The 26,620-nt window shown below is 57.9% G+C and carries 24 protein-coding genes; 20 read left to right on the plus strand and 4 right to left on the minus strand.

The annotated features are described in order from the left end of the window. The first annotated feature begins 18 nt into the window (after nt 1–18). The 9 genes from ACP2YO_RS30785 to ACP2YO_RS30825 all read left to right on the plus strand — a co-directional run bounded on the left by ACP2YO_RS30785 (nt 19) and on the right by ACP2YO_RS30825 (nt 10,262). Complete coding sequence (locus ACP2YO_RS30785; RefSeq protein WP_426434897.1) at nt 19–1,017, plus strand: glycosyltransferase family 2 protein; 999 nt, start codon at nt 19–21, stop codon at nt 1,015–1,017. Next, nucleotides 1,014–2,024, plus strand: coding sequence for a glycoside hydrolase family 16 protein (locus tag ACP2YO_RS30790; RefSeq protein ID WP_426434898.1), 1,011 nt, complete (start codon nt 1,014–1,016; stop codon nt 2,022–2,024). The genes ACP2YO_RS30785 and ACP2YO_RS30790 overlap by 4 nt, the downstream gene beginning before the upstream one ends. A gap of 97 nt (nt 2,025–2,121) precedes the next feature. Further along, entirely contained in the window at nt 2,122–3,009 is an 888-nt protein-coding gene (locus ACP2YO_RS30795; RefSeq protein WP_426434899.1) for a class I SAM-dependent methyltransferase, read from the plus strand. A 206-nt stretch (nt 3,010–3,215) separates the two neighbouring features. Next, nucleotides 3,216–4,391, plus strand: a complete 1,176-nt coding sequence (locus ACP2YO_RS30800; RefSeq protein WP_426434900.1) for a glycosyltransferase — start codon at nt 3,216–3,218, stop codon at nt 4,389–4,391. 201 nt (nt 4,392–4,592) lie between these two features. Next, nucleotides 4,593–5,522, plus strand: coding sequence for an FkbM family methyltransferase (locus ACP2YO_RS30805; protein WP_426434901.1), 930 nt, complete (start codon nt 4,593–4,595; stop codon nt 5,520–5,522). A 74-nt stretch (nt 5,523–5,596) separates the two neighbouring features. Then, nucleotides 5,597–7,102 carry a lipopolysaccharide biosynthesis protein gene (locus tag ACP2YO_RS30810; protein ID WP_426434902.1) on the plus strand — a complete coding sequence of 502 codons (1,506 nt, stop codon included), beginning with the start codon at nt 5,597–5,599 and terminating at the stop codon, nt 7,100–7,102. 16 nt (nt 7,103–7,118) lie between these two features. Beyond that, nucleotides 7,119–8,066 (plus strand): glycosyltransferase family 2 protein, encoded by a 948-nt coding sequence (locus ACP2YO_RS30815; protein WP_426434903.1) that lies wholly within the window; start codon nt 7,119–7,121, stop codon nt 8,064–8,066. Nucleotides 8,067–8,208: 142 nt separating this feature from the next. After that, entirely contained in the window at nt 8,209–9,054 is an 846-nt protein-coding gene (locus ACP2YO_RS30820; protein WP_426434904.1) for a glycosyltransferase family 2 protein, read from the plus strand. Nucleotides 9,055–9,101: 47 nt separating this feature from the next. Further along, on the plus strand, nt 9,102–10,262 hold the full coding sequence (locus tag ACP2YO_RS30825) for an acyltransferase family protein (protein ID WP_426434905.1): 1,161 nt from the start codon (nt 9,102–9,104) through the stop codon (nt 10,260–10,262). Between the two features lie 32 nt (nt 10,263–10,294). On the opposite strand, the gene ACP2YO_RS30830 is transcribed toward ACP2YO_RS30825, so the two are convergent. Then, entirely contained in the window at nt 10,295–11,218 is a 924-nt protein-coding gene (locus ACP2YO_RS30830) for a beta-1,6-N-acetylglucosaminyltransferase (protein WP_426434906.1), read from the minus strand. A gap of 259 nt (nt 11,219–11,477) precedes the next feature. After that, complete coding sequence (locus tag ACP2YO_RS30835) at nt 11,478–12,821, minus strand: glycoside hydrolase family 16 protein (protein ID WP_426434907.1); 1,344 nt, start codon at nt 12,819–12,821, stop codon at nt 11,478–11,480. A 365-nt stretch (nt 12,822–13,186) separates the two neighbouring features. Between ACP2YO_RS30835 and ACP2YO_RS30840 the strand changes: the two genes are divergently transcribed. The 4 genes from ACP2YO_RS30840 to ACP2YO_RS30855 all read left to right on the plus strand — a co-directional run bounded on the left by ACP2YO_RS30840 (nt 13,187) and on the right by ACP2YO_RS30855 (nt 17,892). Continuing rightward, nucleotides 13,187–13,984: a glycosyltransferase family 25 protein gene (locus tag ACP2YO_RS30840; RefSeq protein WP_426434908.1), complete on the plus strand. Its 798-nt coding sequence runs from the start codon at nt 13,187–13,189 to the stop codon at nt 13,982–13,984. 68 nt (nt 13,985–14,052) lie between these two features. Then, nucleotides 14,053–15,231, plus strand: a complete 1,179-nt coding sequence (locus tag ACP2YO_RS30845; protein ID WP_426434909.1) for a glycosyltransferase family 4 protein — start codon at nt 14,053–14,055, stop codon at nt 15,229–15,231. A gap of 411 nt (nt 15,232–15,642) precedes the next feature. Further along, nucleotides 15,643–16,587, plus strand: a complete 945-nt coding sequence (locus ACP2YO_RS30850; RefSeq protein ID WP_426434910.1) for a hypothetical protein — start codon at nt 15,643–15,645, stop codon at nt 16,585–16,587. Between the two features lie 288 nt (nt 16,588–16,875). Continuing rightward, on the plus strand, nt 16,876–17,892 hold the full coding sequence (locus ACP2YO_RS30855; RefSeq protein WP_426434911.1) for an acyltransferase family protein: 1,017 nt from the start codon (nt 16,876–16,878) through the stop codon (nt 17,890–17,892). 30 nt (nt 17,893–17,922) lie between these two features. On the opposite strand, the gene ACP2YO_RS30860 is transcribed toward ACP2YO_RS30855, so the two are convergent. Beyond that, nucleotides 17,923–18,990 carry a glycosyltransferase family 2 protein gene (locus ACP2YO_RS30860; protein ID WP_426434912.1) on the minus strand — a complete coding sequence of 356 codons (1,068 nt, stop codon included), beginning with the start codon at nt 18,988–18,990 and terminating at the stop codon, nt 17,923–17,925. A 259-nt stretch (nt 18,991–19,249) separates the two neighbouring features. On the opposite strand from ACP2YO_RS30860, the gene ACP2YO_RS30865 reads away from it, so the two are divergent. The 7 genes from ACP2YO_RS30865 to ACP2YO_RS30895 all read left to right on the plus strand — a co-directional run bounded on the left by ACP2YO_RS30865 (nt 19,250) and on the right by ACP2YO_RS30895 (nt 26,162). Then, nucleotides 19,250–21,172, plus strand: coding sequence for an HAD-IIIC family phosphatase (locus tag ACP2YO_RS30865; protein ID WP_426434913.1), 1,923 nt, complete (start codon nt 19,250–19,252; stop codon nt 21,170–21,172). A gap of 70 nt (nt 21,173–21,242) precedes the next feature. Beyond that, the gene (locus ACP2YO_RS30870) at nt 21,243–22,682 is read left to right on the plus strand and encodes an MBOAT family O-acyltransferase (protein ID WP_426434914.1); all 1,440 of its coding nucleotides are present in this window, start codon (nt 21,243–21,245) and stop codon (nt 22,680–22,682) included. A gap of 2 nt (nt 22,683–22,684) precedes the next feature. Beyond that, nucleotides 22,685–23,827 (plus strand): hypothetical protein, encoded by a 1,143-nt coding sequence (locus tag ACP2YO_RS30875; protein ID WP_426434915.1) that lies wholly within the window; start codon nt 22,685–22,687, stop codon nt 23,825–23,827. 67 nt (nt 23,828–23,894) lie between these two features. Beyond that, the gene (locus tag ACP2YO_RS30880) at nt 23,895–24,134 is read left to right on the plus strand and encodes an acyl carrier protein (RefSeq protein ID WP_426434916.1); all 240 of its coding nucleotides are present in this window, start codon (nt 23,895–23,897) and stop codon (nt 24,132–24,134) included. A gap of 6 nt (nt 24,135–24,140) precedes the next feature. After that, nucleotides 24,141–24,590, plus strand: a complete 450-nt coding sequence (locus tag ACP2YO_RS30885; protein ID WP_426434917.1) for a VOC family protein — start codon at nt 24,141–24,143, stop codon at nt 24,588–24,590. 13 nt (nt 24,591–24,603) lie between these two features. Then, entirely contained in the window at nt 24,604–25,077 is a 474-nt protein-coding gene (locus ACP2YO_RS30890; RefSeq protein WP_426434918.1) for a hypothetical protein, read from the plus strand. 161 nt (nt 25,078–25,238) lie between these two features. Further along, nucleotides 25,239–26,162, plus strand: coding sequence for an NAD-dependent epimerase/dehydratase family protein (locus ACP2YO_RS30895; protein ID WP_426434919.1), 924 nt, complete (start codon nt 25,239–25,241; stop codon nt 26,160–26,162). 204 nt (nt 26,163–26,366) lie between these two features. On the opposite strand, the gene ACP2YO_RS30900 is transcribed toward ACP2YO_RS30895, so the two are convergent. Beyond that, nucleotides 26,367–26,522, minus strand: a complete 156-nt coding sequence (locus ACP2YO_RS30900) for a hypothetical protein (RefSeq protein ID WP_426434920.1) — start codon at nt 26,520–26,522, stop codon at nt 26,367–26,369. Nucleotides 26,523–26,620 lie beyond the last annotated feature (98 nt).

Genomic DNA, 26,620 nt, shown 5'->3' on the forward strand with positions numbered 1-26,620 from the left:
CATGCACAGGACATGATTGTGGCTGCTGATCCAACCAGAGAGATCGAGATATCGATCATTATCTGCACGCGCAATCGTGCAAGCCGCCTGTCGGGAACGCTGGGCGCGCTGCGAGCGTTGCACACCAGCCACAGCTACGAGGTGATCTGGGTGGATAATGCGTCGACCGACGATACGGCGGCCGTGCTGCAGCGTGCGTTCGCCGACGATACGGTATCAAAATACATCCTCGGCGAACGGATAGGACTGGGCGCCGCCCGCAATCTCGGCTGGCAAAACGCGTGCGGCAGGATCGTCGCATTCACGGATGACGACTGCTATCCTTCGCCGGACTATGTCGACGCTCTGCTTGCCGCGTTTGCCGACCATCCCGATGCCGGCGTGATCGGAGGGCGTATCCTGCTCCATAATCCGATGCACGCGAAGGTGACCATTGACGAGGGCCAGACAGTTCGCAAGTACCGGAGGCGCTCCTATGTACGGCCGGGCGTATTGCAGGGTGCAAACATCGCATTCCGGCGCGACGCGCTGGTGGCTGTCAACGGCATGGACCCGGAGCTGGGCGCCGGGACACCATTCCCTTGCGAGGACATAGATGCCATCGTGGCGGTGCTTTGGGCCGGCTTTGAGGGCTATTTCGATCCTCGTCCGATCGTGCGGCATGATCATGGACGCACTGAGGCCGATATGCCCGGATTGCTGCGCTCATACGACCGTGGCCGCGGCAGTTTCTTTGCCAAATACATCTTGCGACCCGACACGCGGCTGACAATTTTTTTGGGTTGGCTGTGGTCGGCCTGGCACCGGCGTGACTGGGCCGGTCTGCGAGCACTCTGGACCGAAATGGCCACGGCCACGCAATATACGCGTTCCAAACGGCGCTACGGTGCGCTCTTGATCGCGATGCCGATCGGCGCGATCGTGTTGTGCTTTCAGCTCGTGGTCACGTGCGCATCCGAAGCCTTGTTGCGCCTGGCAAAGCAGCTCAACCCTCATTCGCGGCGATTGAAGGCATGACGACAGCGAGCCGGCGCTTCGTCTCGGTAGACGATCAAAATGATGTTTGTCGCCAGACGATGAGTGCCACAAGGCGACAATTCCTCACACGCACCACAGCCGCCGCTCTCACGGCCGCCTCCCCTGCCCTGTGCCACGCGCAAGCGCAGACGCCAGCTCCTCCATCACGCCGCGAGCTTCCACCGCTTCCTACCGGCGGCACGGTGGTTTTTTCAGACGATCTCCTCGCCCCGGACTTCGCCAGCGACAGCGGCTTTCGTGCGGACGGGACGCCCTGTTGGCAGAGCCGGCTTTCCAAGACGCGGCAGCAGGTCGGCAACAGGGAACTCGGCTACTACGCGGATCCGGCTCTCAACCCGGAAGCTAACGTGTGGGGCCTCGATCCGTCGACGGGGGACCGCTTCATTCAAGCCGAATACATCCCGGACGGGCTTTCGGATGGCCGGGGTGGCAAGATCACTCTGGGCTGGCAGAAAGAAGCGTCCGTCACCTATGCCGCAGCGATCATTACGTCACAGACGTTCTTTAACCGGATCACAACTGGAAGCTATGTCGAGTTTGATGTGAGGCTGTCGAAGATCGCCGGAAGCTGGCCGGCGCTGTGGCTCCTGCGCTCGGGCAAGTGGCCGCCAGAGATCGACATCATCGAAGCCTTCATCTCCACTTCCGACTATCCGCGGGATGGCGTGGCGACCAATCTTCACTGGGTGAGCAGCAAGGGGCATGAATCTTCGAGCGCACCGATCAGGTTGAGCGACTTCGAGCCGGGCGCTGATATCTTTACGCGCTTCAATCGGTTCGGCTGCTTTCTCGGGGAAACCGAGATCGTGTGGTACTTCAATGGTAAACCGTATCGGGCAATGGCGAATTTGGTGGGCCCAGGTCCATGGTACATGCTGATGGATGTCGCTGTGGGCGGACTCGTGGCGCCGCCGAGCGACCCGTCTGCCTTTCCCGCACGGATGTACATCCGCGGCGTGAAAGTCGTTCAGTTTGGTGGCGCTTGAGAAAGATAGGCCGACAACCCGACATGCGTTCGGCAGAAAACAGCGATCAAAGGGCCACAATTCGAACCAAGCATGTCTTTGAAATGGGATCCTCTTCATGCTGCATCAGATCAAGAAGACCGTCCGGACGGCCACGAAGTTGGCCGGCTTTGACCTGCACCCCTATTCCGAGACAAATTGGAAATGGGGTTATGGCGTCGACGAATATTATCCTGTCGACCCGAGGCCTCGCTGGGGGTTTGGACATCCTCCTCACGGCAAGCTCGCAGAAGTGATTGAGCGTGGCCGGGCCGACTATGCCAGTCTCATTCAGGCATTCTCAGGCTGCCGCGACATTTATTCCAGGATACCGCTCACTGGTGACCAGCTATCCACGACGCCCAACTGGCAGAACGTCTGGTTCAAGGACTTCGACGCGGTTGCCCTGATCGGCATTTTGGTCGCGCGAAAGCCGATGCGCTACTTCGAGATCGGGTCCGGCAATTCGACGAAGTTTGCGCGCTTTGCCATCAATGATGCAAAGCTTCAGACCACGATCACTTCCTTGGACCCTAACCCAAGAAACTCAATTGACACCCTATGCGACAACGTGATCCGGCAACGTCTCGAAGATTGCGACCTTGCTCTATTCGATCAATTGCAAGCCGGTGACATCCTGTTTTTTGATGGTTCACACCGGGCGTTCACAAATTCCGATGCAACGGTGTTCTTCCTTGAATTGTTACCGCGCCTTGCCTCCGGCGTGATCGTTCAGATCCATGATATCTTCCTTCCCTGGGATTATCCGCCGCGCTGGAATAGACGACTTTATTCCGAGCAATACCTCTTGGCCGCTATGCTGCTATGCTCCCGACGACCCTTCAAAATACTTCTGCCGAACTGGTTTGTTGAACAGGACGAGCGCCTTCGCACTCAAGCTGAAGAAATCACCAAGCCATTGGGCTGCAAGACGGAAGGGTATTCGTTCTGGTTGGAGACGGTTTGAGCGATGGTATCCACGTTGTTCGCTTACAAAGGCGCGTGCAAACTGCAAGAATACATATTTCGTGAAGACCGTTCAGTTTTGACGAGATGGGAGCTTTTGACGGTGGTCGACCAATGAACCAGCACGCCTATTGTGGTCCAGCGATTGGTCGGCTAACGAAGAGACGCGCGCACCGCCGTCAATTCGGTTGTTGAGGCGTTGCTGTCGTGCCCGTCAACAAAAAGACCGTGTTGGTGTATCGGAACGAGCTTCTGCCGGTTTCCGAAACCTTCATCAAAGAACAGATCCTGGCACTCAAGGACTGGCGGGCCGTGCTTGTCGGGCGCGAACGCCTCGATGGGTTGCCATTGGACGATCTGAGCATTCGGATCATCGGAGCCGCGAGTTCCGCTTTCTCGAGCAGAGCGTTTTGGAAGGCCCATCGGCTGCTTCGTATCACTCCGTCGCGCATCAAGCGCAGTTTGGAAGCCGAAGCCCCCTCCCTTGTTCACGCCCATTTTGGACCAGATGCGCTTGACGCCTGGCCACTCGCCCGAGCGCTGAATTTGCCGATGCTGGTCACTCTGCATGGCTATGACATCAACACGTATCGGGACTGGTGGGAAGCCGGCAATGCTGGAGCCATCATGCGTAGTTATCCCAAGCGTTTGTTGGAGTTGGCAAGCGAACCACGCGTCAGCTTCATTGCCGTCTCAGAGGCAATTCGTCGTCGCGCAATCGAATTCGGCATTTCCGGTGGAAAAGTTCGTGTCCGATATATAGGGATCAACTCGACAAAGTTTAGACCAGGAGTCACACCAATAACTCAGCGCGATCCGCGCGTGCTCTTTGTTGGACGGCTCGTCGAAAAGAAAGGCTGTCAATACCTGATCGAAGCGATGTCTATTGTACAAAACAATGTGCCAACAGCCCAGCTTATCATCGTGGGCAGCGGCCCGCTGCGCGAACGCCTTGAGCATCTCGCACGAAAACTCGGCGTCAATTCGAACTTCCGCGGGTCACAATCCAGTGCTTACATAAAGCAAGAACTAGATGCCGCTCGCGTCTTCTGCCTTCCCAGCGTTACGGCAGCAAGTGGAGATGCGGAAGGCTTACCGATTTCAATCCTCGAAGCTCAAGCGGCCGGAGTTCCTGTGGTAACCTCGGCGCGCGGCGCGGTCGGCGAAGCAGTAAAACACCGCGTTTCAGGCCTCGTCGTCCGGGAGCGAGATGTCCCGGGATTGGCATCTGAACTTCTGACTTTGCTTACTGTGGATAATCTAGCCAGCGAAATTTCTACCGGTGGCATTAGATCTGCTGCTTCTGCATTCGATTGCGGCATTCTCACAAGCAAATTGGAATCGACCTACGATGAGGTATCACTTCTTAAAACGCAACGCTGAGCTGGTCGACGGCAACTTGTCAAAACAATTGCTGCGCGTAATAGCTGATCGGAAAGGGCTAATCCAATATGAGTTGCGCTGTAGATCGAACAACGGAGGACATGAAGTTTGGCCCTCTCGTTTGGTGTCGTTTGTCTCCTGTTGAGGACATCTTCCATCCTTGAACAGTTTCCCAACGTTACAACTCATGGGCAAAACAACATGACAGAGCTTGTACAGATGAACTTTGTGAGCTGGATTTTTTTTGCCGCCAATCGAATCTTCGTGGCCGCGATTCGGCTGCTGCCGTATGGAAGAGAACCTGTCTTCGATCGATATTTTCGCCTCGTGAAGCGTTTGAGTCCTAGGTATATCGGCCGCACTTACTTTGGGGCGACCATCGACTGCGAAATCGAAGATCACATCATGAAGAGGATTTTCTTCTTCAACGTCTGGGAGCCCCACAATTCTGATTTGATTCAATCCGTACTTCAGCCTGGAGATACATTCGTCGATGTTGGGGCGAACGTCGGATACGATACCTTGCTGGGCAGTAAATCAGTCGGCCATAAAGGCAGGGTTGTCGCAATCGAGGCGGCGCGCTCTATTTTTGAGCAACTTGAGATAAACTTGGCGCGGAATGGCATTGACAACGTAAGGGCTGTGAAGCTTGCCGTTTCGGATCGGGTCGCGGAACTCACTCTCTTCGGGGGGGATCGAGGTAACCAGGGCAGAACATCGACCATGCAGCGTGACAACCTTGTTCCGGTCGAAACCGTCTTGACAAAACCGCTGGACGAAATCCTGACTGATGAGGAGCGCTCCTTGGTAAAGCTGATAAAGATCGACATCGAGGGCGGCGAGCTTCCCGTCCTCGAACGTCTGGCCGACACACTCCATCTCTATGGTCCCGAAATGCGCCTTCTGGTCGAAATGTCGGAAGACCCATCGGGACGCTCGCGGGCGGTTTTCGACAAGCTGCTCGCCGCGGGATTCAGCGCCTACGAGGTAGAGAATGACTATTCTCTGGGTTCGTATCTGAGGTGGCCATCTCGCAAGGCTCCCAAAAGCATTGCGGATCTTCCGAGGAACCAGACCGACGTCTTTTTCGAGCGAGCCGCCCGCCCTCATAATGCCGTTCTGCAGGGTTAAGGTTGTTGTCGCTGTCAGAGTCCTCGCGAGCGGCGGCCCTGATTACCTGTTCAGCGAACAGACGTTGAGAAAAGATGGACATCGCAGAGCCCGCATCAATCGAATTTGACCGTGCGGGCCTCAAGGCGGCCTCCCGGAAGGCGATCGTCATCAGCTATCTGTCGCAGGCTGCCAAATTCGTCATACAATTCCTCTACACCATTACTATGGCCCGTCTGCTCACGCCGGCGGATTTTGGCGTGGTGGGAATGGCCGCACCGCTGCTGGCCTTCGCCACTCTTCTCGCAGATGTCGGATTGTCCCAGGCGGCCATTCAGAACCAGAATTTGAGCAATCAGCAACTCTCGTTTCTGTTTTGGATGAATCTCGGTGTAACGACCATACTTGCATCCGTAATCGTTGTATCGGCACCGCTGGTCGCTTCGTTCTACCACGAGCCCAGGGTTGCCCCCGTCGTTGCCATCCTTGGGGCACTGATGATAATCGGTCCCCTTGGGTCTCAGCATAGCGTTCTGCTCAACCGCAATTTCGCTTTCGGAAAACTTGCCGCAGTCGAGCTCACGTCACTGGTGACGGGAACGATCGCCGGGGTAGCAGCAGCGCTTGGCGGACTTGGTATTTGGTCGATTATTCTGAATCAAGCGACCGGAGCGGTCGTTGCCCTGCTTATGCTTTGGTTGGGCGTGCGCTGGCGGCCGAGTGCTCTGAAAAGAGGGGTAATATCGGACGTACGCCACCTGTTGCACTTCGGCGCGAATGTCGCCACCTTCAACATATTCAACTTCCTCGCCAGAAATATCGATGCCGTTCTTATTGGAAGGGCTTGGGGCGAGGTCCAGTTGGGCATTTACACCCGAGCCTATAGTCTGTTGCTGCTTCCCCTGAATCAGATCATGGTTCCCATATCAAAAGTCGCCCTGCCATTACTTTCAAGGATTCAGAACGAACCGGGACCCTACCGCATAGCGTTCTGGAAAATGCTTGACCTGGCGCTGCTGCTCGTATTTCCCGTCTCGCTGTTTTCGCTCGTAGCCCATCAGCAGCTGATCAACATCGTTCTCGGTCAAAAGTGGGAAGCCGCCGGTCCTATTTTTGGCATTCTTTCAATAGGTGCGTTGTTCGCGCCAATCAGCCACAGCGCCAATTGGCTGCTGCTTTCTCAGGGGCGCGGACGCGAGCTAAGGCAATATGGAATGATAAGCTCGATAGGATTCACCATCGCAATCGTCGCAGGACTCCCCGGAGGACCCCTCGGGGTCGCGAGTGCGTATATCGGCTTTGGTGTCGTGCAAGGCCCGATATTGTGGTCGCTTATCACGAAGACTGGTCCCGTAAACACCAAGAGCCTGTTCCTGGGGCTGCTCCCCTATTTGTTCGCCAGCCTGCCTGTCGTTCTCCTCCTCTACGCACTCCAGAGCGTGATGCCACCAAAGATATGGTCCTTGCTTTTCATGCTTGTATTGAGCTACGGCGTCTTTGCAGCCATACTGGCACTTACACCGCACGGGCGGAATCGTCTTCTCGATCTGGTTGCCGAGGCCAGGCACCTGGTTAGTGGCATGCGCGTCGCACGCGGCTGACCATCCGGGCAAAACCATGGGACATGGCAGCAATCCAACTGTTTCGGTGCTCATCCCGGCGTTCAACGCCTCTCCCTTTCTCGTGCGTGCAGTCACCTCGGCCCTCAACCAGACGCTCAAGTCCATCGAGATCGTCATTGTCGACGACGCCTCCGCCGATAATACGCTGGCGTTGGCCAAGGAACTTTCTGCAGGGCGTTCCAATATTCGCGTCGTCGCCCTCTCCGCGAACGGCGGACCATCAATAGCTCGAAACGCCGCCATCGATGCCGCGAACGGAGACTGGTTGGCGATCCTCGATGCGGACGATGCCTACGATCCCGACCATCTGGAACGCCTGTGCCTGATAGCCGCCGAGGATCGCGCCGACGTCGTTCTCAGCAACTTCTACTATTTCAATCCGGACACCGAGGCCCGGGGATCTGCGGGTATTCCACGGGAAGGTCTTCCCCGTGCCATAGACAGGTATGAATATGTCGCTAATTCGAGGCCTTATCTCGACCATCAGGATTGGGGCTTGCTGAAGCCAATGCTGAAGGCAGCCTTCGTGAAGACCCGATCGATTTCCTATCCGATCCACTCGCGGCACGGAGAGGATTTTGTGATGATGCTTGAATGTCTGCTGGCTGATGGGAGAATAGTCGTTTCTCCCGCGCCGACCTATCTGTATACGCATCGAGGTTCTGGATGGACCCGAACAACGGTCGACTACGGCGCGGTGGCTGCCCAGTCTGCCGCCCTGATTAGCGATCCACGCATCGCCCACGACCATGAGATGGTGCGGCTGCTGAATTCCAGGATATCCGCGCTCAAACGGCTCGCGGGCGAGCACAAGGGCAGAACCCTGTTGGAAAACCGCGCCTTCAGTGATCTGCTGCTTCAATTATTCACTGACTACTACATCGCCCAGGCAACCGCGCGTTTTGCGTTGAGGCGACTGCGAAGGTTGTGGTCGGGTGCCTGAATTCACCGGGTTGTGGGCGTCCTCATCATCGACCGCCTCCGCAGGCGCCATCCCGGGCGCCAGGGGAGGCGAAGCCAATGCGGGTTTGTGAACCAGCCGAGCGAGCCCGAGGACACTGTCGCTCTTGAGGAGATGACCTTCCTTGAAGATTTCCGTCTACATCCCGACACGCAATCGAGTCGATCTGCTCGCGGCCGCCGTGAGATCGGTGCTTGCGCAACAATTCACCGACCTTGAGCTGATCGTGGTCGACGACGCTTCGACTGACGCGACGGCGTCGTTCCTTGAATCCATCACTCGCGAGGACAAGAGAGTTCGCGCGCTGCGCAACGAAAGCCCCCGTGGGGCGCCGGTCTCCCGGAACAGAGCCATAACCCAAGCGACCGGTGACTTCATAACGGGGCTCGATGATGACGATACGTTTGGGCTGCAACGGCTGAGCGCGCTGCACGATTGTTGGGCATCATACGCTCGCCACAACATGCCTGTTTCATGCATCTACACGCAGGACGTTTTCCTGAGTGGCGGAAAGGAGCTCTTTGTTACCAAGAAGAGAGGAACCGTTGAGTTCGCTGATCTGGCGGAAGCCAATCACATCGGTAATCAGGTCTTTGCCCCAACCTCAGTGTTCAGGGAAGCGGGCTTGTTCGACCAGAAACTACCGGCTTGGCAGGATCTCGAGTTCTTCATAAGGATCGTCAAGCAGTTTGGACCAGCTCGGCTATTGGATATGCCACTTTATCGCTTCGACGTAACGCCAAGCCGGGACCGCATTTCATCCAAGCAGGACCGGGTGAGAAACGCCTACGAGCTGGTCTCGAGCTTGCATTTTCAGGAAGATTCCAGGGCCCGGCAGAAACTGATGTTGCAGGTATTCACCGCCTTTTACGGAATCAAACCGACGCTGAAGGACCTCGCCCGGTTTGCCGCGCTGGGCTTCTGGCCGCATGGCTGGGCGACGCTCTTGAAGAAAGTGTTTTGGCTTTGAACCGTATTCTTTAGACGCAATTTGCACTCCAGATTCAGGAGAGAGCCTTGTCGACTAAAGCAAATGCCATGCATACCTTATCGTCATTGCAAGTGCTGCGCGGCTTCGCCGCCTCCCTCGTCGTTTTTCATCATGCAGCGAGAGCGTTTACCGCCAACTGGCCGGCCGATACCGTCCCTCTAAGCTTTCATATATTCAGCTATGAGCGAATTGTCGGAGCAGGCGCCATTGGGGTGGACGTCTTCTTCCTGATCAGCGGCTTCATCATGGTTTTCGTATCAAGCCCATACGTAAATCATGAGAAGCCAGCGCGAGACTTCATTATCAGGCGAGCAATTCGCGTTTATCCGATGTACGCGATAGCTACGGCAGCAGTCATCGCGATTGCCTTTATACGTTTCTATCGTCATTCTTCGATCGACACCTTGCCGCCGATCGCCCTGACCAGAATCATCGCCGCGTTCACATTCGTTCCGACGTTCGACGAGAACGGAAACGTTCAGCCGATCCTTGGCGTCGGCTGGACGCTCTTTTACGAAATGTTTTTCTACGTCAGTTTCGCCGCAGTAGTAGCCATCTTTGGACGCCGCATCGTGACCCCGCTAGCGGCCATATTCTGCTCGACAATCGCAATTGCATGGATACTCGGTGGACAGGATGCAATATCCAGGTTCTTTGGCAACACCATTGTCTTCGAATTTTTGTTCGGATGCGCGATCGGTGGTTTGTTTAAGCGACGGGCAATTTCATCGAACTACGCATGGCCACTTCTATTCATCGGCTTGGCACTGATGCTCGGCGGCTCGACGTTCGCATTTCCCGAAAGCACAAGATTTGTATTCTGGGGCATTCCGTCGATGATCCTGCTTTTATCGTGCTTGAAGCTCGAACTCGCGAACTTCAAGTGCCCACGACTTCTTCTGCTACTTGGGGACGCGTCGTACTCCGTGTATCTCGTTCATGTTCTGCTCATCTACGAGAGCCGGGACATCGCACGAAAGATAATCGACGTATCAAAGCTGCCGGGAGACTTGGCGGTCCTGCTCTTCGCATGTCTGGCCATCGTTTGCGGCACGATTGTCTACCGACTGGTGGAAGCACCGTTAAATTCGTTCCTGTTGGGCCTTTACAGAGGTCAACAGCGTCAGTCCAAAGCTCATTCTGTTCCCGCGACTGAGACAGAACGCGTTGTTCCCGTCTCCGATTGAGTTCGCTCGCTTTGTTTCCTGGCGGAGTGGAACTAACGCCGCTCCGCCGCCGCGTTGCGCTCCGCGATCATGGCCGCCAGCCGATCCGAAATGGTTGCATCCATGACCTTACGACAAAACAGAACTTCACCGGAGCCGTACGGGCCACCTGCTTTCATAACCGGATTGGCCCGAAACAATGCAAGATGGCGCTCGCCGATTGTCGACGGACTCGCTCCACCATCGCTCCAATCGGTATAGCTAAGATTGCGGCGCATGTTCGAACGAAATGGCGAATTCGCCAGAATCGTCTGAAAGACCATCTCATCCGGCGAGGAGGTATTCTCGAAGAATTTCATGAATCGTGGATTGCTGATCGCAAAGCTCCGGATGTACTCACATGCGTCGCGCGTAAGAGCCCACCAGGTGCTCCCTGCATAGGGTGTCGCTTCGCCGAGATAGGCTTTGTAGTCGCGCGCTCTCGGGATGACGTGGAGTTTGATCAGCAACCGGCGAACTTTACTCACAAGCAGGCCGCGCAATCCGGGCCGACCGTGATAGTCGGTTAGCCGCGACAGCGGCTTTGACGCTGCGCTGGAGGGCATGGCGACCCAATTGATGAATTCAGAACCCTTGTTCTGCGCGAGGAAATTCTCGATCTCCGCGGCCGACCGAAGCGGATAATCAACTCCACTGAGAAGAACCAGATAATCGTACTTGCGAGGCACCGCCAAGGCGGCTTCGATCAACAGCAGGACTGCGCGGATCTGGGAATAGTCGGCCCAGTAAACCGGAATTCGCGTCGGCGTGAAATGAACGTCCCGGCCAACCACTTGCCGGAACGGATCTATGGCCGTTTTAGCGTCGACGTGGACAAAGATATCGACGGCAGGGGATCGCAGCTGCTCAACCAGCCGGGAAAGCTGCCCGGGATGCTGATGGGCAAGAATAAGATAGGCAATGTTCAATGTGGACATGAACAAGCCACCACACTGATGTCCCAAGGGAATTTGCTTAACCGTCGACGGAACCAGCCCACCGCAGTTCGGTGGACCCCTTTATTGTTTTTATTGTCCCTGATTGGACGAAACCGCGACACGTTCGGCAGACATCGGCGTTCTCCGCTACGCGTTTGCGCCGACCGACCGTCACGCGTTTCACATCCGAACCTCGGACAGGTCATTATCTTTCCCTACGAGAGCGGCAACACTTTTCTGGCGTTACTCCAAGCTCTAATCAGTGTACGTTCAGTGACAACAGCTGGCAGGATCGCGCCTTGACGGGCTGGACTACCCCGGTACTGCATGTCACGGGGCTCTGCAGCACCTGTCTGGCGCCCTTGTCGTTCGTCGTCTCGGATGTCAGCTTGGCCTCCAACACATAATTGCCGGGGCGCTGAATTGCAGGCAGCGAAAGCTCAACAAGGCCTGCACCGTCGGCCCGCTTGTTTGCAAGGCTCTCCTGCAATTTGCGGTCGGCGCTCGCGACGACGGATCGCGTAACTGGGTCGTACACCGAAACCTGGAGCAGCCGGTTCGAAGGATAGTTCTCCGGCACGCTGACAGGAATGGCGAGGTTGAGCGGACTTCCGCTATTCAATGACAAGACCCCCGCATTGGGCTTCTTGTCCGCCACCTTATCGATCGCCAGGAAGGCAGGCTTCGGCATATCGTTGATTGCGGAGGAGTAACCAAACTCCTTCGGATCAGGCGTCAATTCGCCCGGGCCGCATTGCCGGCCGCCGCGTTCGGAAGTCGTGTACTGACAAACACGGAGATAGTCGATCTTAAAGGTCTGCGGAAACGCGGCCTCATCAATGCCGTGTCGGCCAGCCCATTTGCTGCCGCCGACGGCGAAGTTGAGATCGACATGCGCCGGCGGCCCGAGCTTTCCGTCGTTGCGCAGCCACTGGTAGTTGCGCGTGTAGATCAGCTTGCCATCCCAGAACAGCGAAATCTTGTCGGGCGCCCACACGAAACCGGTAGTGTGCCAGCCCTGATTGAGGTCCTCGCTTCCATACATGTTCTGGAACTTGAGCTCGAATGATCGATCGACATAGGTATATTGTTGAGCACTGAAGGGCCCCACCACATTCGAATGCAGCGAGTTCGCCTTGTCCTCAACGCCGTTGATGACATACTCGAAGATGTCGATCTCCGGCGGATGCCAAGTCTTGCCATCGATGTCGTAGTCGGCCTCGAGCCAGAACGCCGGCCAGACCCCCTTGGCGTTGGGCAGGAACACGCGCGCTTCATAATAGCCGTAATAGAACGTTCGATGACTGCGGATCATCGCGGAATCGTACAGACTGACTGATCCAGGATTTTTTTTTGCAATCAGATTGAGCACGCCGTCCGCCACGACGTGCCCGTCGCCATAGCGTTGATTCTCATCGTTGAAATGGTCCATCGTTTCGTTCTGGTAGAGATAGCGCGTGGCCCACTTGGTTCGGTCGAGCTTGTTGCCATTGAATTCGTCCGAAAACACAAGTTCCCATCCCGCCGACCGCGCGATCGTCGAAGTAGCGACGAGGATCATCAGTATCGGGAGAACACGTTTTGCAATCTCGGTCAGGATCATTCAGCCAGCCTTCTGAGTGTGTGCAGTTTCGATGACAGAGACTCCTGTCTTCATCAGCAAGGCTCGGTCAAGTTGACAGTCCTGCATTGGTAAGACAGGTTAGCGTTGCACTCTAGGGATATCCCAACGATCGGCCATTCACATTGACGAAATGGACGGGGACGGGGAATTGGCCTTCCGATAACACACATCAAGCTTGGTTTTGAAGTGGAAGGTTGGCCATGATGTGGTCGAACTGCCGAATTTGTATCCGGAGAATGATGAAATTCACGGCAGCGCGTTGCTCGCGATAAGCAAGCGGCAAATCACAAGCGGTAAATCAAAAGCGGTAAATCAAAAGCGGTAAATCAAACGTGAGAGAGTTCGTGGCAACCGAAGCTTCTATACCGGCCTTCGTCATCAATCTTGATCGGGACATCGCGCGATGGCGGGACATTTCGAGTGCACTGACGCAGCTCGGAATCCCCTTCGAAAGAATTCCTGCGATCGATGCCAGGAAACGGATGTCGCTTATTCGCCGGGTGATCCGCCGCGAATTCCACTTTGCCCCCGCCAATCGGCCGATGAAAGCCGGAGAAATCGGCTGCTATCTTTCGCACGTCGCCGCGCTGAAGCGCATCGTGCGCAAGAACCTGCCGATGGCAATCATCTTCGAGGATGATGCCGCGTTCGACGAGCGATTTTCGCAATTCTACCGGCGCGATCTGCCGCACTTTCTGATGACGAGCGATATCGTGAAGCTTGAAGGCATTCACTATGCGCACACGTCCAAATCCGGCGTCTCGCTCGTCAAGGGCGAAACAGCCCAGCTCGTTGTTCCATTGAAACCTGCACTCGGATCCGCCGCTTATGCCGTCACCCGAAAGGGCGCAGCGGAACTCATCAAGGCGCTGTCGGTCGCCGACCGTCCGCTCGACCACAAGCTCGTCTATTACGATCGGCACGGGATCGATTTCGCAGAGACGCAACCGTTTCTGGTCACTCAGGCAGCCTATGAAAGCAGTATCGAGCTGCGCAATCTCGATGCCCCGCCGTTGCAGCCCGCAGCGCGGCTTGGTCGGGGGCTCGCCTCCGTTGGTCGCGGCGCGAAACGGATCGCCTACGTTGCAAGGCTTCTGGTCAAGCGACGCCTGCTCGGCGCCAAGTCCCCATCTGTCGCCTGATCGAGGTCGCCTGTGCGCGCCCTCGGCGTCGGCGTTCTGCTCGGAACGTTCCTTTTCGAGATCGAGCAATGAAGAAGATTCTCTGGATCGCCGGCCGCGTTCCCTCGCCGCTCTTTAGCGGCGATGCGCTCTATTCTGCGGGAATGCTCACGGCACTTTCGAAAACCGAACAGGCTGCCGTAACGGTCGTCGGCACGCGGCGCGAGAACCGGCCAATCGAGGACCGCCTGCTCCGCCTGCCGGACACGGTCTTTCCGGAAGCGCCGTGGCCGCGGCGGTTCGGAGTCCTGAGCCTGCTTACATCGTTGCCAAGAGATGCCTATAGTCTGGCACCGCCTTCGATCGGGACGGCTCTGGCTGAACTCCTGAAGCAAAGCTGGGACTGGATCGTGTTCGATCATGCGCGCTCCGCCGCATTCCTGCCTGCGGTGTTGCAGCAACGCAAGCAGGCCTCGATCTGCTACGTGGCACATAATGCCGAGGGAAAGATCCGGCCGGAGATCGCGAAAGACTTCACGAACCCGCTGCGCCGATCGATCATGCGCTGGGATGCCGAAAAGTACCGGCTATTGGAGCGACGCATCGTTGATGCCGCCGACAGCATTCTCTGCATCACGGAAACCGATGCGGCCTATTTTGCACGATCCGGCAAGACCACGTTCGTGGTACCGCCCATCTATCTCGGAACGATCGCATCGAGCGATCGCATCGAGTCGACCCGGCCGAGGTCCGTCCTGCTACTCGGCTCGTTCGAATGGGTGGCAAAGCAGCGCAATCTCGAGCATATCATTGGCACCATGCTCCCGGTTCTGAAGAGCAAGAACGTCACTCTCGACGTGGTCGGAAACGTTCCGGAGGACCTCAAGGCCCGCTATGCCCATGAACGACCGAACCTGGCGTTCCATGGTCCGGTTGCCGACCTCTCGGCCGTGCTTGCGAAGTCGCGAGGCGGGCTTGTGGCGGAAACGCTAGGCGGGGGGTTCAAGCTGAAACTCCTGGACTACGCCTTCGCAAGGCTCCCCATATTCGGACTCAGAATGGCGGTCGACGGCACCACTGCCGACGAGCAGTCGGCCATGTATCTTGCCGACACCATGGAAGGTCTGGCTGATTCAATCGTCGACGGCATCGACGACCTGGCCGCCCTCAATCTTAATCAGACCAAGCTCTTTGATCTGATGTCCGATCGCTTCGGGCTGCAGCGGGGAACCGAGCGGCTTCGGGGCATCCTGTTCCCGAAAGGCTGAGACGAGGTCATGGGTGGAACTTCATATCGATCGAAGCGGCCTTCCGGATTGTGCTAGCGTAACCTCGATCCACCCGGGGCAAGAACCGCGATGACTCTTGAGATTCCCATAGCGGCGCCGGCTGGGGCCGCGCACCCGCAGTCAGCATCGCCGGAGACCGAGCTCAGCAAGTCGGGGAGGTTTGCCATTTGGGCCTCGATCATCTCCGTTCTGTTCCTGTCGCAGATTGCCTACAACATCAGCTCCTTTCCGGCTTCGACGGACCTCATCTGCTATGCCGCCGTGACGGCATACCTATTGATCAGCGGCTTTGCTTCGATCGGATTCCTGCCTCTCTTCATGTTCATCGTCGCATTGGTGCTGGCCTGTTTCGCGACAGCGACTGCGACATCGGTGACATCGTGGACTTCGATGCTGTTGCTTTTCGTTCTCTATGCACCCTTCATCATTCGGCTTAAGGGCGATCCGGACGCGGTTCACGACTATATCCTGTCCGCCTATGTTTCGGCGGCGACCACCATCGCCGTTGTTGCGATCGTGCAAATCGTGCTGGTCAACGCCACCAAATCGTCGCTTCTAACCAACATCTACTTCAATCTGCCCCAGGCCATTCGTGGTGCCGGCAACTACACCTTCGTTCGCGAGGGCGGCGGCATCATCAAGGCAAACGGCTTTTTCCTCCGCGAGTCGGCTGATCTTTCCATCGTCGTAGCCCTGGCCCTTGTCATCGAGTTCGGGTCGCGGGCCAGACTGACCGTCATGGGCATTCTCGGGGCGGGATTGATTTGCTCGCTTTCCGGCTCCGGCCTGCTCGCAATCACCGCAGGATTGTTGATGCCGAGATCACTCGCTCGCATTCCGCTCCTCGTCGTCTATCTCGTTGGCCTGATCCTCGCGCTGTACCTGCTTTACAGCCTGAATATACCAGGCCTAGACCTGTGGTTCAGCCGCCTCTCCGAGTTTCAGACCACGAATACCAGCGCTTATGCACGCTTCGTCGCGCCGATGGAAATGATCGGACATAGCTTTGACGCCGGTCCGCTAACGACCTGGTTTGGCAACGGCGCAGGCAGCTATCTGAGGGATATCACGCTGTACCGCATAACCTATGAGGTCAACGACCCAACCTGGGCGAAGCTGACCTATGAGTACGGCCTGCTGGGATTCGGCCTGATCTCGGCCATTCTTCTGCAAAGATTGTATTCGAGCCGGCTGCGCGTCGAGATATGCAACTATCTGCTGTTCAGCTGGATTAGCGTCGGAGTCGTGCTGAAGCCGAGTTTCGCGCTCATCGTCTGGCTGCTGACACTGGTTGGAAAACCGGCGCACCGGCGAGCAGGGCCGCTATCGGGCTGAACCTTCCGCTGGCCTCGCGCGGTCGACCGAGCGCGCTCTTCACACAATTGACATACCGGTTCTCGACGGCGCCCGCGGCGCAAAAAAAACGCACAGCGTCCACACGAACAACGAAGTCTGTTGGGAGGGTGAGAAGCCCCGGCGGGAGCGAAACGCCGCGAAAATGGCGGCAGCTGTTTGCGCCGAACTCGCCCGAAAGGCGATCGACACACGGCCGCCTACGCAAGGACGCAGCACGGACTCCTGTAGGCGTCCTTCAGACGGCGGTGGTCGCGAACGGAGACAGCATTGGCAAAGCTTTTCTCCATCCAATACTTGAGAGCATTTGCGGCCCTTGGGGTCGTGGTTTTTCACGCGCAAGGGCTCACCCACGGACCGGAACTCATCATCGGCAGCGCCGGCGTGGACGTCTTTTTCGTCGTCAGCGGCTTCGTCATGTGGACCGTGACTGCGCACCGCAGCACGCAGACTCCGGCGGGGTTTCTTCTGAACCGCATCATCAGGATCGTTCCGATGTATTGGTTCGTGACGCTCTCTTTCGTCTTCGCGGCAGTCACCTTTCCGGCCCTGTTTCCGCGACAGGTCGTAAGCATCGACCACACCCTCGCCTCACTCTTCTTCGTTCCGATGCGATCTCCGAGCAATGGCGGGATCTGGCCGGTGGTGGTGCCCGGATGGACCCTGAACTGCGAAATGTTTTTCTATGCCATTTTTGCTTTGGCCCTGGCACTCTTTCTCGAGGACACCAAGCGGCTTATTTTTCTGGCTGCGGTGTTTTTCGCCCTGATCCTGGCAGGGCGCGTTTACACTGGCAGCAGCCCGCCGATCATTTTTTTCACCGACCCGACCATGCTCGAGTTTCCGTCAGGGATACTGCTAGGCAGAGCATTTCAGCAGGATCGCTTACCGCGGCTCCGCTGGGGTTACATCTCACTAGCGGTCGGTCTGCTGCTATTTCTTGTTTCAGCCCGGCTCGATATTGGATCGCCACGCATCGTGGTCTGGGGAATACCGGCGTTCCTGCTCGTCGCCGGGGCCGTCATTATTGAAGACAAGCGGAACGTTCCCGTTGTTCCTGCACTTGCCGTGCTCGGTGACGCTTCATATTCGATCTACTTGACGCATACGCTCACCATCTCTGCGATAGAGAAGTTCAAGGCGCATTTCAGTCCCGCGTCACTCTTCGTCGCCAGCCTGCTTCTTTCGGCCTTGGTAGGCGTCGCCGCATGGCGGTTGTTCGAGCGTCCATTCGCCGAGTTTCTGAAGCCGGGTCCCGGAGTTCAACGACCGCATCTGGCCGGGTGAAAGCTGCTCGTGTTCATGCCAGATGCGCGGCTAACCTGGCGCTTTTTTCGCCACCCGAAGCAGGCTAAGCGCCCGCCTCATCCATTGCGGCCGCGCCGTCGGAACATAACGCCAACTCACCACAGAACGGCGAAGGCCGCTCGGCCCGAACAATGCGCAGATCATCCATAAGAACAACGAGATCCGCTGCGTCTGGGAGAAGCCCTGCGGAAATGCCAGGGCCTTGAAAGTAGCGGAGGCAATCCGCATCGCGCTGTCGCCCGCAATCGGATGGATATCCGGCCGCAGGGAGTATGACGCCGCGCGCAGACACAGGAACAGCAAATTCCTGTTGAGCGCGCCCGCTTCCACCGGCATGTCCACGCTGCTTGCTACTTCCGTAAAGAATTTGTGGCGCCGACGTGTCAGGTCGACCTCCCGCGCGAAGCGGCTGTCGTCCAGATGCAGGTGCGCGCCATGGTTCATCCCATGAACGCGATAATCCACCATCGGCTTTGGAATGGTGATGACATCGCCATAAACGGGCGCCGCAGCGATGAGATAGCTGTCGGGCGCGCGGTCGATAAAATTTGATTCAAAACCGAAGATGCGATCGACCACCGACCGCGGATACGCGCTGCCCGATCCCGGCGGCGTCGGATAGACGCCGGTCGTCGTTACCCATGTGCGGATGTCCTGGGGGGTGGGATGTGAGAAATATTGTGGCAGAATGCCGCCCGTCGGATTTCCTCTGGCATCGATGACGCGCATCTGAAACTGAAACTTGCTGGCCTGGTCGGACCAGACTGCCGCAATTTCAGTCATTATGTCCGGATGAAGTGCATCGTCCGAATCGAGAAATATCACGACGTCACCAGCGCAGCGGCGGAACCCGTTGACGCAAGACGGCATCTGGCCCGCATTGGCCTGGCTGATGATGCTGATCCTGTCGGCGTAGGTCTTGATGACATCGAGTGAATTGTCCGTCGACCCATCATCGACGACGATCACCTCGACGTTGGGCCAGCGAATGTCGAGCGCGCTCTTGACCGCAGTGCCTACATAATCGGCGTAGTTGTGATTGGGAATCACGACCGACAAAACCAGCTCATTCGTCACTTCGGGTTCCTCAGCCTTTGATCCACAACGAGTTTCTTTATTTCGCATTCTCGCGATATGGCAATGAATTATCCCCGTAGGCACGCGTGTTGCATCTCTGATAGCGTCGAAACCGTGTCATCGAACCTTCAATATGTGGCTGCGCTTTCGACCGCCATGAAACTGTCGAATTATAGATAGAGATTGCGACTAACAACAAAAGGAGGGGGGAGCGCAAGCAAGTCGGGCAATGACCGTGTTGCCAAGAAGGGGAACGGCTGTGTCCGCAGAGCTATATCGAGAACTCGCCTGGCTTCCGAACCCTCCTGCCGATTTCTCAGTCCGCTGCAAAGAACTGCCAAATGGCTCGGGCGGCGCCCCCGGCAAGGAAATCAGAGCCCTCGCAACGCACGCGCTCGATGAGCGGCAGCTGTCCCGGCTGGGCCGGACGATTCAATCACTGCAACGTAGCGGCGAACCTCTCGCGCCGCTCGCGCCTTTCCGACTCGGCCTGATCGGCAACGGCACGCTCGATCTGATCGTTCCCGTGCTGGTTGCGACAGCTGCCCGTCACGGTTTTGCGCTCGAATGCATTACGGGCGCTTACGATCAGTTCCTGCAGGATGCGCTACAGCCGGATTCTCTCCTCAACAAGGCGCGGCCTGACGCGGTCCTGCTTGCACTCGACCACCGCGGACTATCCCTGCAGCCGTGCCCGGGCAACGAGCAGATGGCTACCGAAGCCGTCGACGCGGCGGCCGCACTCGTCGAATCGATCCGTGCAGGCGTGTCGCGCAACAGCGGCGCGCTGTGCATCCTGCAGACGCTCGCCGCGCCGCCCGAGGGGCTGTTCGGGTCCTTCGACCGCGCGCTGGCCGGCACCGCCCGCAATCTCGTTGATCGCGTCAACCGGAAGATCTCCGAGGCGGTACTATCGTCGACCGATATGGTACTCGACGTAGCCGGCATCGCGGAGACGGTTGGCCTTGCCGACTGGCACTCGCCCGCCCAGTGGAATTTGGCGAAGCTGCCGTTTGCAGATGCCATGGTGCCACTCTACGCCGAACATGTCGCGCGCATCATTGGCGCGCTGCGCGGCAAGAGCCGGCGTGTTCTCGTGCTTGATCTCGACAATACCGTCTGGGGAGGCGTGATTGGCGACGACGGCATCGAGGGCATCCAGATCGCCCAGGGCGATGCGACCGGCGAAGCGCATCTCTCGGTTCAGCAGCTCGCGCTGACACTGCGCGCGCGCGGCATCGTGCTCGCGGTGAGCTCAAAGAACACCGACAGCGTCGCGCGCAAGCCGTTCAGGGAACATCCGGACATGCTGTTGAAGGAAGAGCATATCGCAGTGTTCCAGGCCAATTGGAACGACAAGGCAACCAACATCCGCGCCATCGCAAAGGAACTCGCGCTTGGCCTGGATTCCTTCGTCTTCCTGGATGACAATCCAGTTGAACGTGGCTTGATCCGGCAGGAACTCCCGGAGGTGGCGGTGCCGGAGCTCGATACCGATCCGGCGAGCTACGCGCGCACGCTGGCCGCGGCCGGCTATTTCGAGGCGATCAATTTCTCAGATGAAGACCGCGCACGCGCCGAAATGTATCAGGCCAATGCGCGCCGGCTCAGCCTGCAGGGCCAGACGACCGATCTGAACTCCTACCTGCGATCGCTGGAAATGCGCATCGTCTTCGGCCCCTTTGACCGGACCACGCGCGCCCGTGTCACCCAGCTCATCAACAAGAGCAACCAGTTCAACCTGACAACGCGCCGTTACACCGAGTCCCAGGTCGAGCAGCTGGAGGCCGCCCCCGGCGTCATGACGCTGCATGCGCGGCTGATCGACAAGTTCGGCGACAACGGCATCATCTGCGTGATCATCTGCCGTGCGACCCGTCGCGACACCTGGACGATCGACAGCTGGTTGATGAGCTGCCGGGTGCTCGGACGAAGCGTCGAACAGGCCGTGCTGGCCGAGGTCATATTGCGGGCGCGCGCCGCCGGCATCACGACCCTGGAAGGCATCTATCTTCCTACCGACAGAAACGAGATGGTCCGCGAACACTACGGCAAGCTTGGCTTCACGCGCCTCGACGATGGCACCGATGGGAGCAGCCGGTGGGAGCTCCGTACCGACGTTGAACTGGGAGATCTGCCGATGACGGTTCAGCGCGAGGAAAAGCAGTTCGAGCTGGCCTGATCCGATCTGATCTGATCAGATCGCCGACAAACTTCCACGAGAATTTCAGACAGCTTCGAGCCTGATATCCATGAGTCTGACATCGCCTCTGTTTTTTGCGTTTCTTGCCGCGGTAGTGGTCGCCTTTCACATCAGTGAATCGATCACCTACCGACGGTTCGTGCTCGGGGCTGCGAATGCCGTATTCATCGCAAGCTACTTGACCGACGTCACGCAGGTGTTGCCGCTGATCGCCTTCCTGGCGCTCGGCTACCTCTGCGTATCCGCGCTCTACCTCCGCCAATCGTCCCTCGTGCTGGCGTTGGGCATCGTCGCGATCCTTTGTTGCTACGTATTCCTGAAGCGCTTCTCGTTCTTCGAAGCGATCGGCCAGCTTCCGTTCCCCTATTTAACCATCGGACTTTCGTACATCCTGTTCCGGATCCTGCACATCGTGATCGATGTGCGATCGGGAGATCTGACCGAGCGAATTGGGCCGCTGGCGTTTTTTCGGTTCACCTGCAACTTCCTGTGCTTCGTCTCTGGTCCGATCCAGCGCTATCAGGACTTCAGCGCGATGGATGGAAAGGCGGCGGTTCAGCTCGACGCGTCGGTGGTCTATGCGGCGTTTTCCAGAATCGCCACCGGCTATGTGAAATTTGTCATCATTGCCGCGACCGCCGACTACGCCTTTACGTTCCTCAGTCCACACCTGCTGCAACCGGCCGGCCTGCCGCTTCTCAAGCTGTGCGCCGCCTACGCAGCGGTCGCATCGCTCTACACGGTCTATCTGTATTTCAATTTTTCCGGATACATGGACATCGTAATCGGCATCGGCACCCTGCTCGGGCAAACCCTGCCGGAGAATTTCGACAAGCCGTTCTCGGCGCGCAGCTTCCTTGAATTCTGGCAGCGCTGGCACATGACGCTGTCGCAGTGGTTCAAGTTCTATCTCTTCAACCCGCTCCTGATGTTCCTGATGACGTGGCTACCCTCGCCTGCGCTCACGTCCTATCTCGGGGTGCTGGCGTTCTTCATCACGTTCGGCGTAATGGGTGTCTGGCATGGCACGACGGCCGTGTTCGTCATTTACGGCCTCCTGATGGGTGCCGGCGCAAGCATCAACAAGCTCTGGCAGGTGGCCTGCACCGAACGCCTGGGCAAGAAGCGCTATCGGGCGCTTACCGAGTCCACCGCCTACATTTATTCGGCGCGAGGCCTCACGGTTGGCTATTTCGTGCTCGCACTGACCTGCCTGTGGGTCCCGGAGCTGCCTCAATTCACCCATCTGCTGGCGCGGCTTGGTGTCGCCGGCGTTCTCGGCACCTTCGTCATGGTGGCGGCGGCGTTCGCGATTGCTGCGTTGAGCGTGGATTTCATCCAGGCTCGGGCTCGCATCACGGTCACATTGCCTGCAATCCAAGGCAGCGAGATCCCCAGGAATCTGCACCTGGCAGGCAAGATGATGGCGATCGTCGCCGTCGCGACCCTGCTGCACAAGGCTCCGGACTTCGTCTACAAGGCGTTTTGAAATTGAAATACATCCTTCGACAGTCGGCGTTGACCTTGTTGTCGTTCGCCTTGCTTTACGTGCTGCTCGCCGGCGCGTCGTTCGTCGTCTTTCCGGATCCGGCGAGCGGCGGTCCACGGGATTTCCAAGCCGCAGGACAAACGCTTTACATGACGGTTCCCAAATATGTCTTCCTCGGTCGCAGCGTGCTCGCCAATCCGGACCGGAAGATCATCCTGGTGGGGGCATCGAACACCGGCGTCGGGTTCCGGCAGAGGCTCGTGCAGTCGAACCTCGGCTGCGCCAAGGTCAGTAACCTCGCGATGGGAGGCGCCAATATTTCCGAGGTCGGGCAGGTGATCGATCTCGTCCACGAGGTGCAGAGCGATCAGGAACGCCGGCTGAACACCTTCGTTATCGGCGTCTGGTTCGGCATGTTCATCGATTCGGACGTGAAATATGTCGAAGGCGACCGCCATCGCGGGGAGACCGATCTCGATATCGAACGGTACCGCTATGGCTTCTTCCGTCGCACGCCGGAGGGTCCAGTCGCGGTGTTGCCCGCGAAATGGCTGGACGCCGGCGTCATGGCGATCCGACCTTTCCTGCTGCTCGAGAAGGTCGCGCGCCAGGCCAGGGCCGGCATCAATCTCGCGCTCACCGGCCGCGTCAGCGCCCAACGCACCGACGACGAACGCGAAAGCGTCGCGATGTCGGACGCTGAGAAGCAAAAGGCGCTGGAATACTGGAAGGAGACCATGGGGCGCACGGGCGATATATCTCCGGCCCAGGTCGAAGTCTTGAAACAGACCATCCAGGCGCTGCTGGACTCGGGGGAGAAGGTCGTGCTCGTCGACCTTCCGATTCCCGCTTGGCATCGCGACGCAAGTCCCTATCAGCCGAGCTACCGGCGGGCACTGACAGGCCTGCTTCAGGAGTTTGGCGATCGGCCCAACTTCAGCTCGCTGAGCATGGACGATCTCGACAACGACCTCGACTATTCGGACGAGGTGCATGCTAAAGGGCATATGGCCAAAGTCTGGTCGACCAGGCTGGCGAGCAAGCTGGATTCGTTCGTCTGCCTTGAGAAGCCTGACAAATCTTCACCCAAGGTCACCACCTTGCGCTCTTCGGAGCAGATGACAACGGCAACCCCGGCTAACTGACCGGCCTGCGATCCGCGCCGGCACCACCAACACACTCGACACAACACACTCGACAAAGGATGACGCAATGGAAAAGGCCGAAGTCTACAGCAAGCTCACCGGTGTTTTTCGGGATGTATTTGACGAGGACGATATGGCTCTCACCCCGCAAACCACCGCCGACGACGTCGACGGCTGGGACAGCCTGTCCCATATCCGTCTTGTGCTGGCTGTCTCCAAGGCTTTCGGCGTGAAGTTCTCCGCATCCGAGATCGGAAGCCTCAAGAATGTCGGCGAGTTCGCCGATCTGATCGAGAAGAAAGCATAAGGACACGTGGACCGCTCAGCGAACGACGTCGCGCCGGCATTGGCGGCACTGGCTTTCCATCACCTCGGGCTTGCAGTCGCATCCCCGGAGGAGGCTTTTCGTTACCTGGCGTCACTCGGCTATACGGCCGGAAACACCGCTTTCGACCCGATACAGCGGGTTAACCTCGCTATGCGGCATCACTCCCTGATGCCGGACGTCGAAGTGATCTGGCCGGGCGCCGGCCCCTCGCCGATCGACAAGCTGATCAAGCGAAGCGGCACCATGATCTACCATCTCTGCTACGCATGCCCCGATGCCGAACAGGCGCTGGAGGCGCTCTCGGCATCCGGGGTCGAGATCATGCCGGTCAGCGCTCCTGCGCCGGCGATCCTGTTCGGCGGCCAAAAGGTCTCGTTCCATCATGTTTCCGGTTTTGGCCTCATCGAGATTCTCGAGACCGGCACTGAACTCTAGGCGACGATCAAACATGGCAGATCGCATGAACAACAATCACCCGTCAGGCCATTTCGGTCATGTCAGCCGGATTGCATGCGGCCTGGCCCTCGCTGCCCTGCTTTTCGCACCGGAAGCGCAAGCCCAGATCGTCGGCTTCGGAAGATCATCGGCGCCGATGTACGGAGGAACTGGAGTGTCGCCAATGCCGGCGAACCCGTTCCCACCGATGAAGGGCACCTATGTCGAGGCCCACAAGGCGATGGATGGAACGGCCTGCATATCGGTCCATCCCTCTGTGCGTCCGCAAGTCATCGATCCGAAGATCATCGATCAGATCGTGCTCGTGAACAACAGTTGCGGCCAGTCCATCAACGTTCAGGTCTGCTATGCCGGCAGTTCGGACTGCATCACGGTTGCGCTGAACGGCTATCAGAAGCTGCAAAGGATCCTCGGCATCTCCGGGGGTTCGACCTCATTCCGCTACGAGTACCGCGAGTTGTATTGATGGCGCACGCGCAACACCAACCGCAGCCCTTGTCGGACCATACGTGGCGGAAGTCCGACGCGCCGGATTCGGCATCTTCACTCGAATCGAGCCTGGAGCGCACGTCCGGCCCTACTCAGGCCTTTGTATTCGGAGGTGCTGGCTTCATCGGAACACACCTGATGAACCGGCTCGTTGCGTCCGGAAAATACGATCGGATCGTCGCCCTCGATATCGGCAAGCCGAGGACTCAGATTGCCGGAGTCGAATATGTCCATCACGATGTCCGCGAGCCGATCGACCCGACGCTCACGCGAGGAGCGCCCGTCGACATCTTCAATCTGGCGGCGATCCACACCACGCCGGGCCACCCGGACGGCGAATATTACTACACCAATGTCCTCGGCGCGGTGAACGTATGCCGATTTGCCAAGGAGACCGGCAGCCAGAGCATCACCTTCACAAGCTCGATATCGATCTACGGGCCAAGCGAGGCCCCGCTCGACGAAGATTCGGAGCCGGCACCGGTCAGCGCCTACGGGCGTTCCAAGCTCTCGGCCGAAGCCATCCACCTGCTGTGGCAAGCGGAGGACGCGGCACGACGGCTCACGATCGTTCGTCCCGCCGTCATCTACGGCCTCTACGAACAGGGGAATTTCACGCGGCTCTCGAAGCTGCTGGAACGACGGGCCTTCGTCTACCCCGGCCGAACCGATACCATCAAATCGTGCGGCTATGTGAAGGACCTGGTCTCTTCGATGCTTTTCATGGCAGTTCGCAACGATGGCGTATCGGTCTACAACTTCTGCTACGAGCACCGCTACACGATCAGCGATATCTGCACGGCATTCTCGCAGGCCGCCGGCTACAAGCCGCCGACGCTGACCATTCCGGTATGGTTCATGAACTTCGCCGTCCTTCCGTTCGAGATGCTGCACAAGGTTGGCATCAAGACCGGGATCAATCGCGACCGAATCCGGAAATTATGGTTCTCCACCAACATCCTGCCGAAGCGGCTGGTCACCAGCGGGTTCAGCTTTGAATACGACGTGGCAAGCTCGCTCGACGATTGGAAGCGCGACTCCCGTGTTAAGGACTTTGATTGACGATCGCGGTCGGTTTCGGGCGGATTCCCGAAGGGGCACCCTTGGCTCGGCGTCTGCGGCCGGCACCTTACGCTGGAACCCGAGCGGTGAAGGTTCCCATTTGTGCTCGTGGAACTGGGAAACCAGAGCACCGAAGCGCGCCAAGCTGTGGCCGAAATGGGTCCTTCCTGCACACCTTTGGTCATCATGGGTTCGAGTAGCGCTTTAGCTGCCAATGGTCGAGGCATAATGCGCGAAAATGGGGCGGACCTTGCCGATCAAAATCGCCCGGATCACTTTGCTCGCTACTTTCCATTCTCTTGCCGATTTCTTGTTGCAAGTGTCCGGGTTCTCACTCGCGACATCGCCGCTGACCGGCATGGGAATTGCTCGGTCAGGATCTAGCCGGAACCACCTAACCAAGCGTTGTCGTCCTGGACCGGTACACGTTGCCAATTCTTCGTCACGTCCACGATCCC

Source organism: Bradyrhizobium genosp. P (assembly GCF_049949265.1).
GTDB lineage: Bacteria > Pseudomonadota > Alphaproteobacteria > Rhizobiales > Xanthobacteraceae > Bradyrhizobium.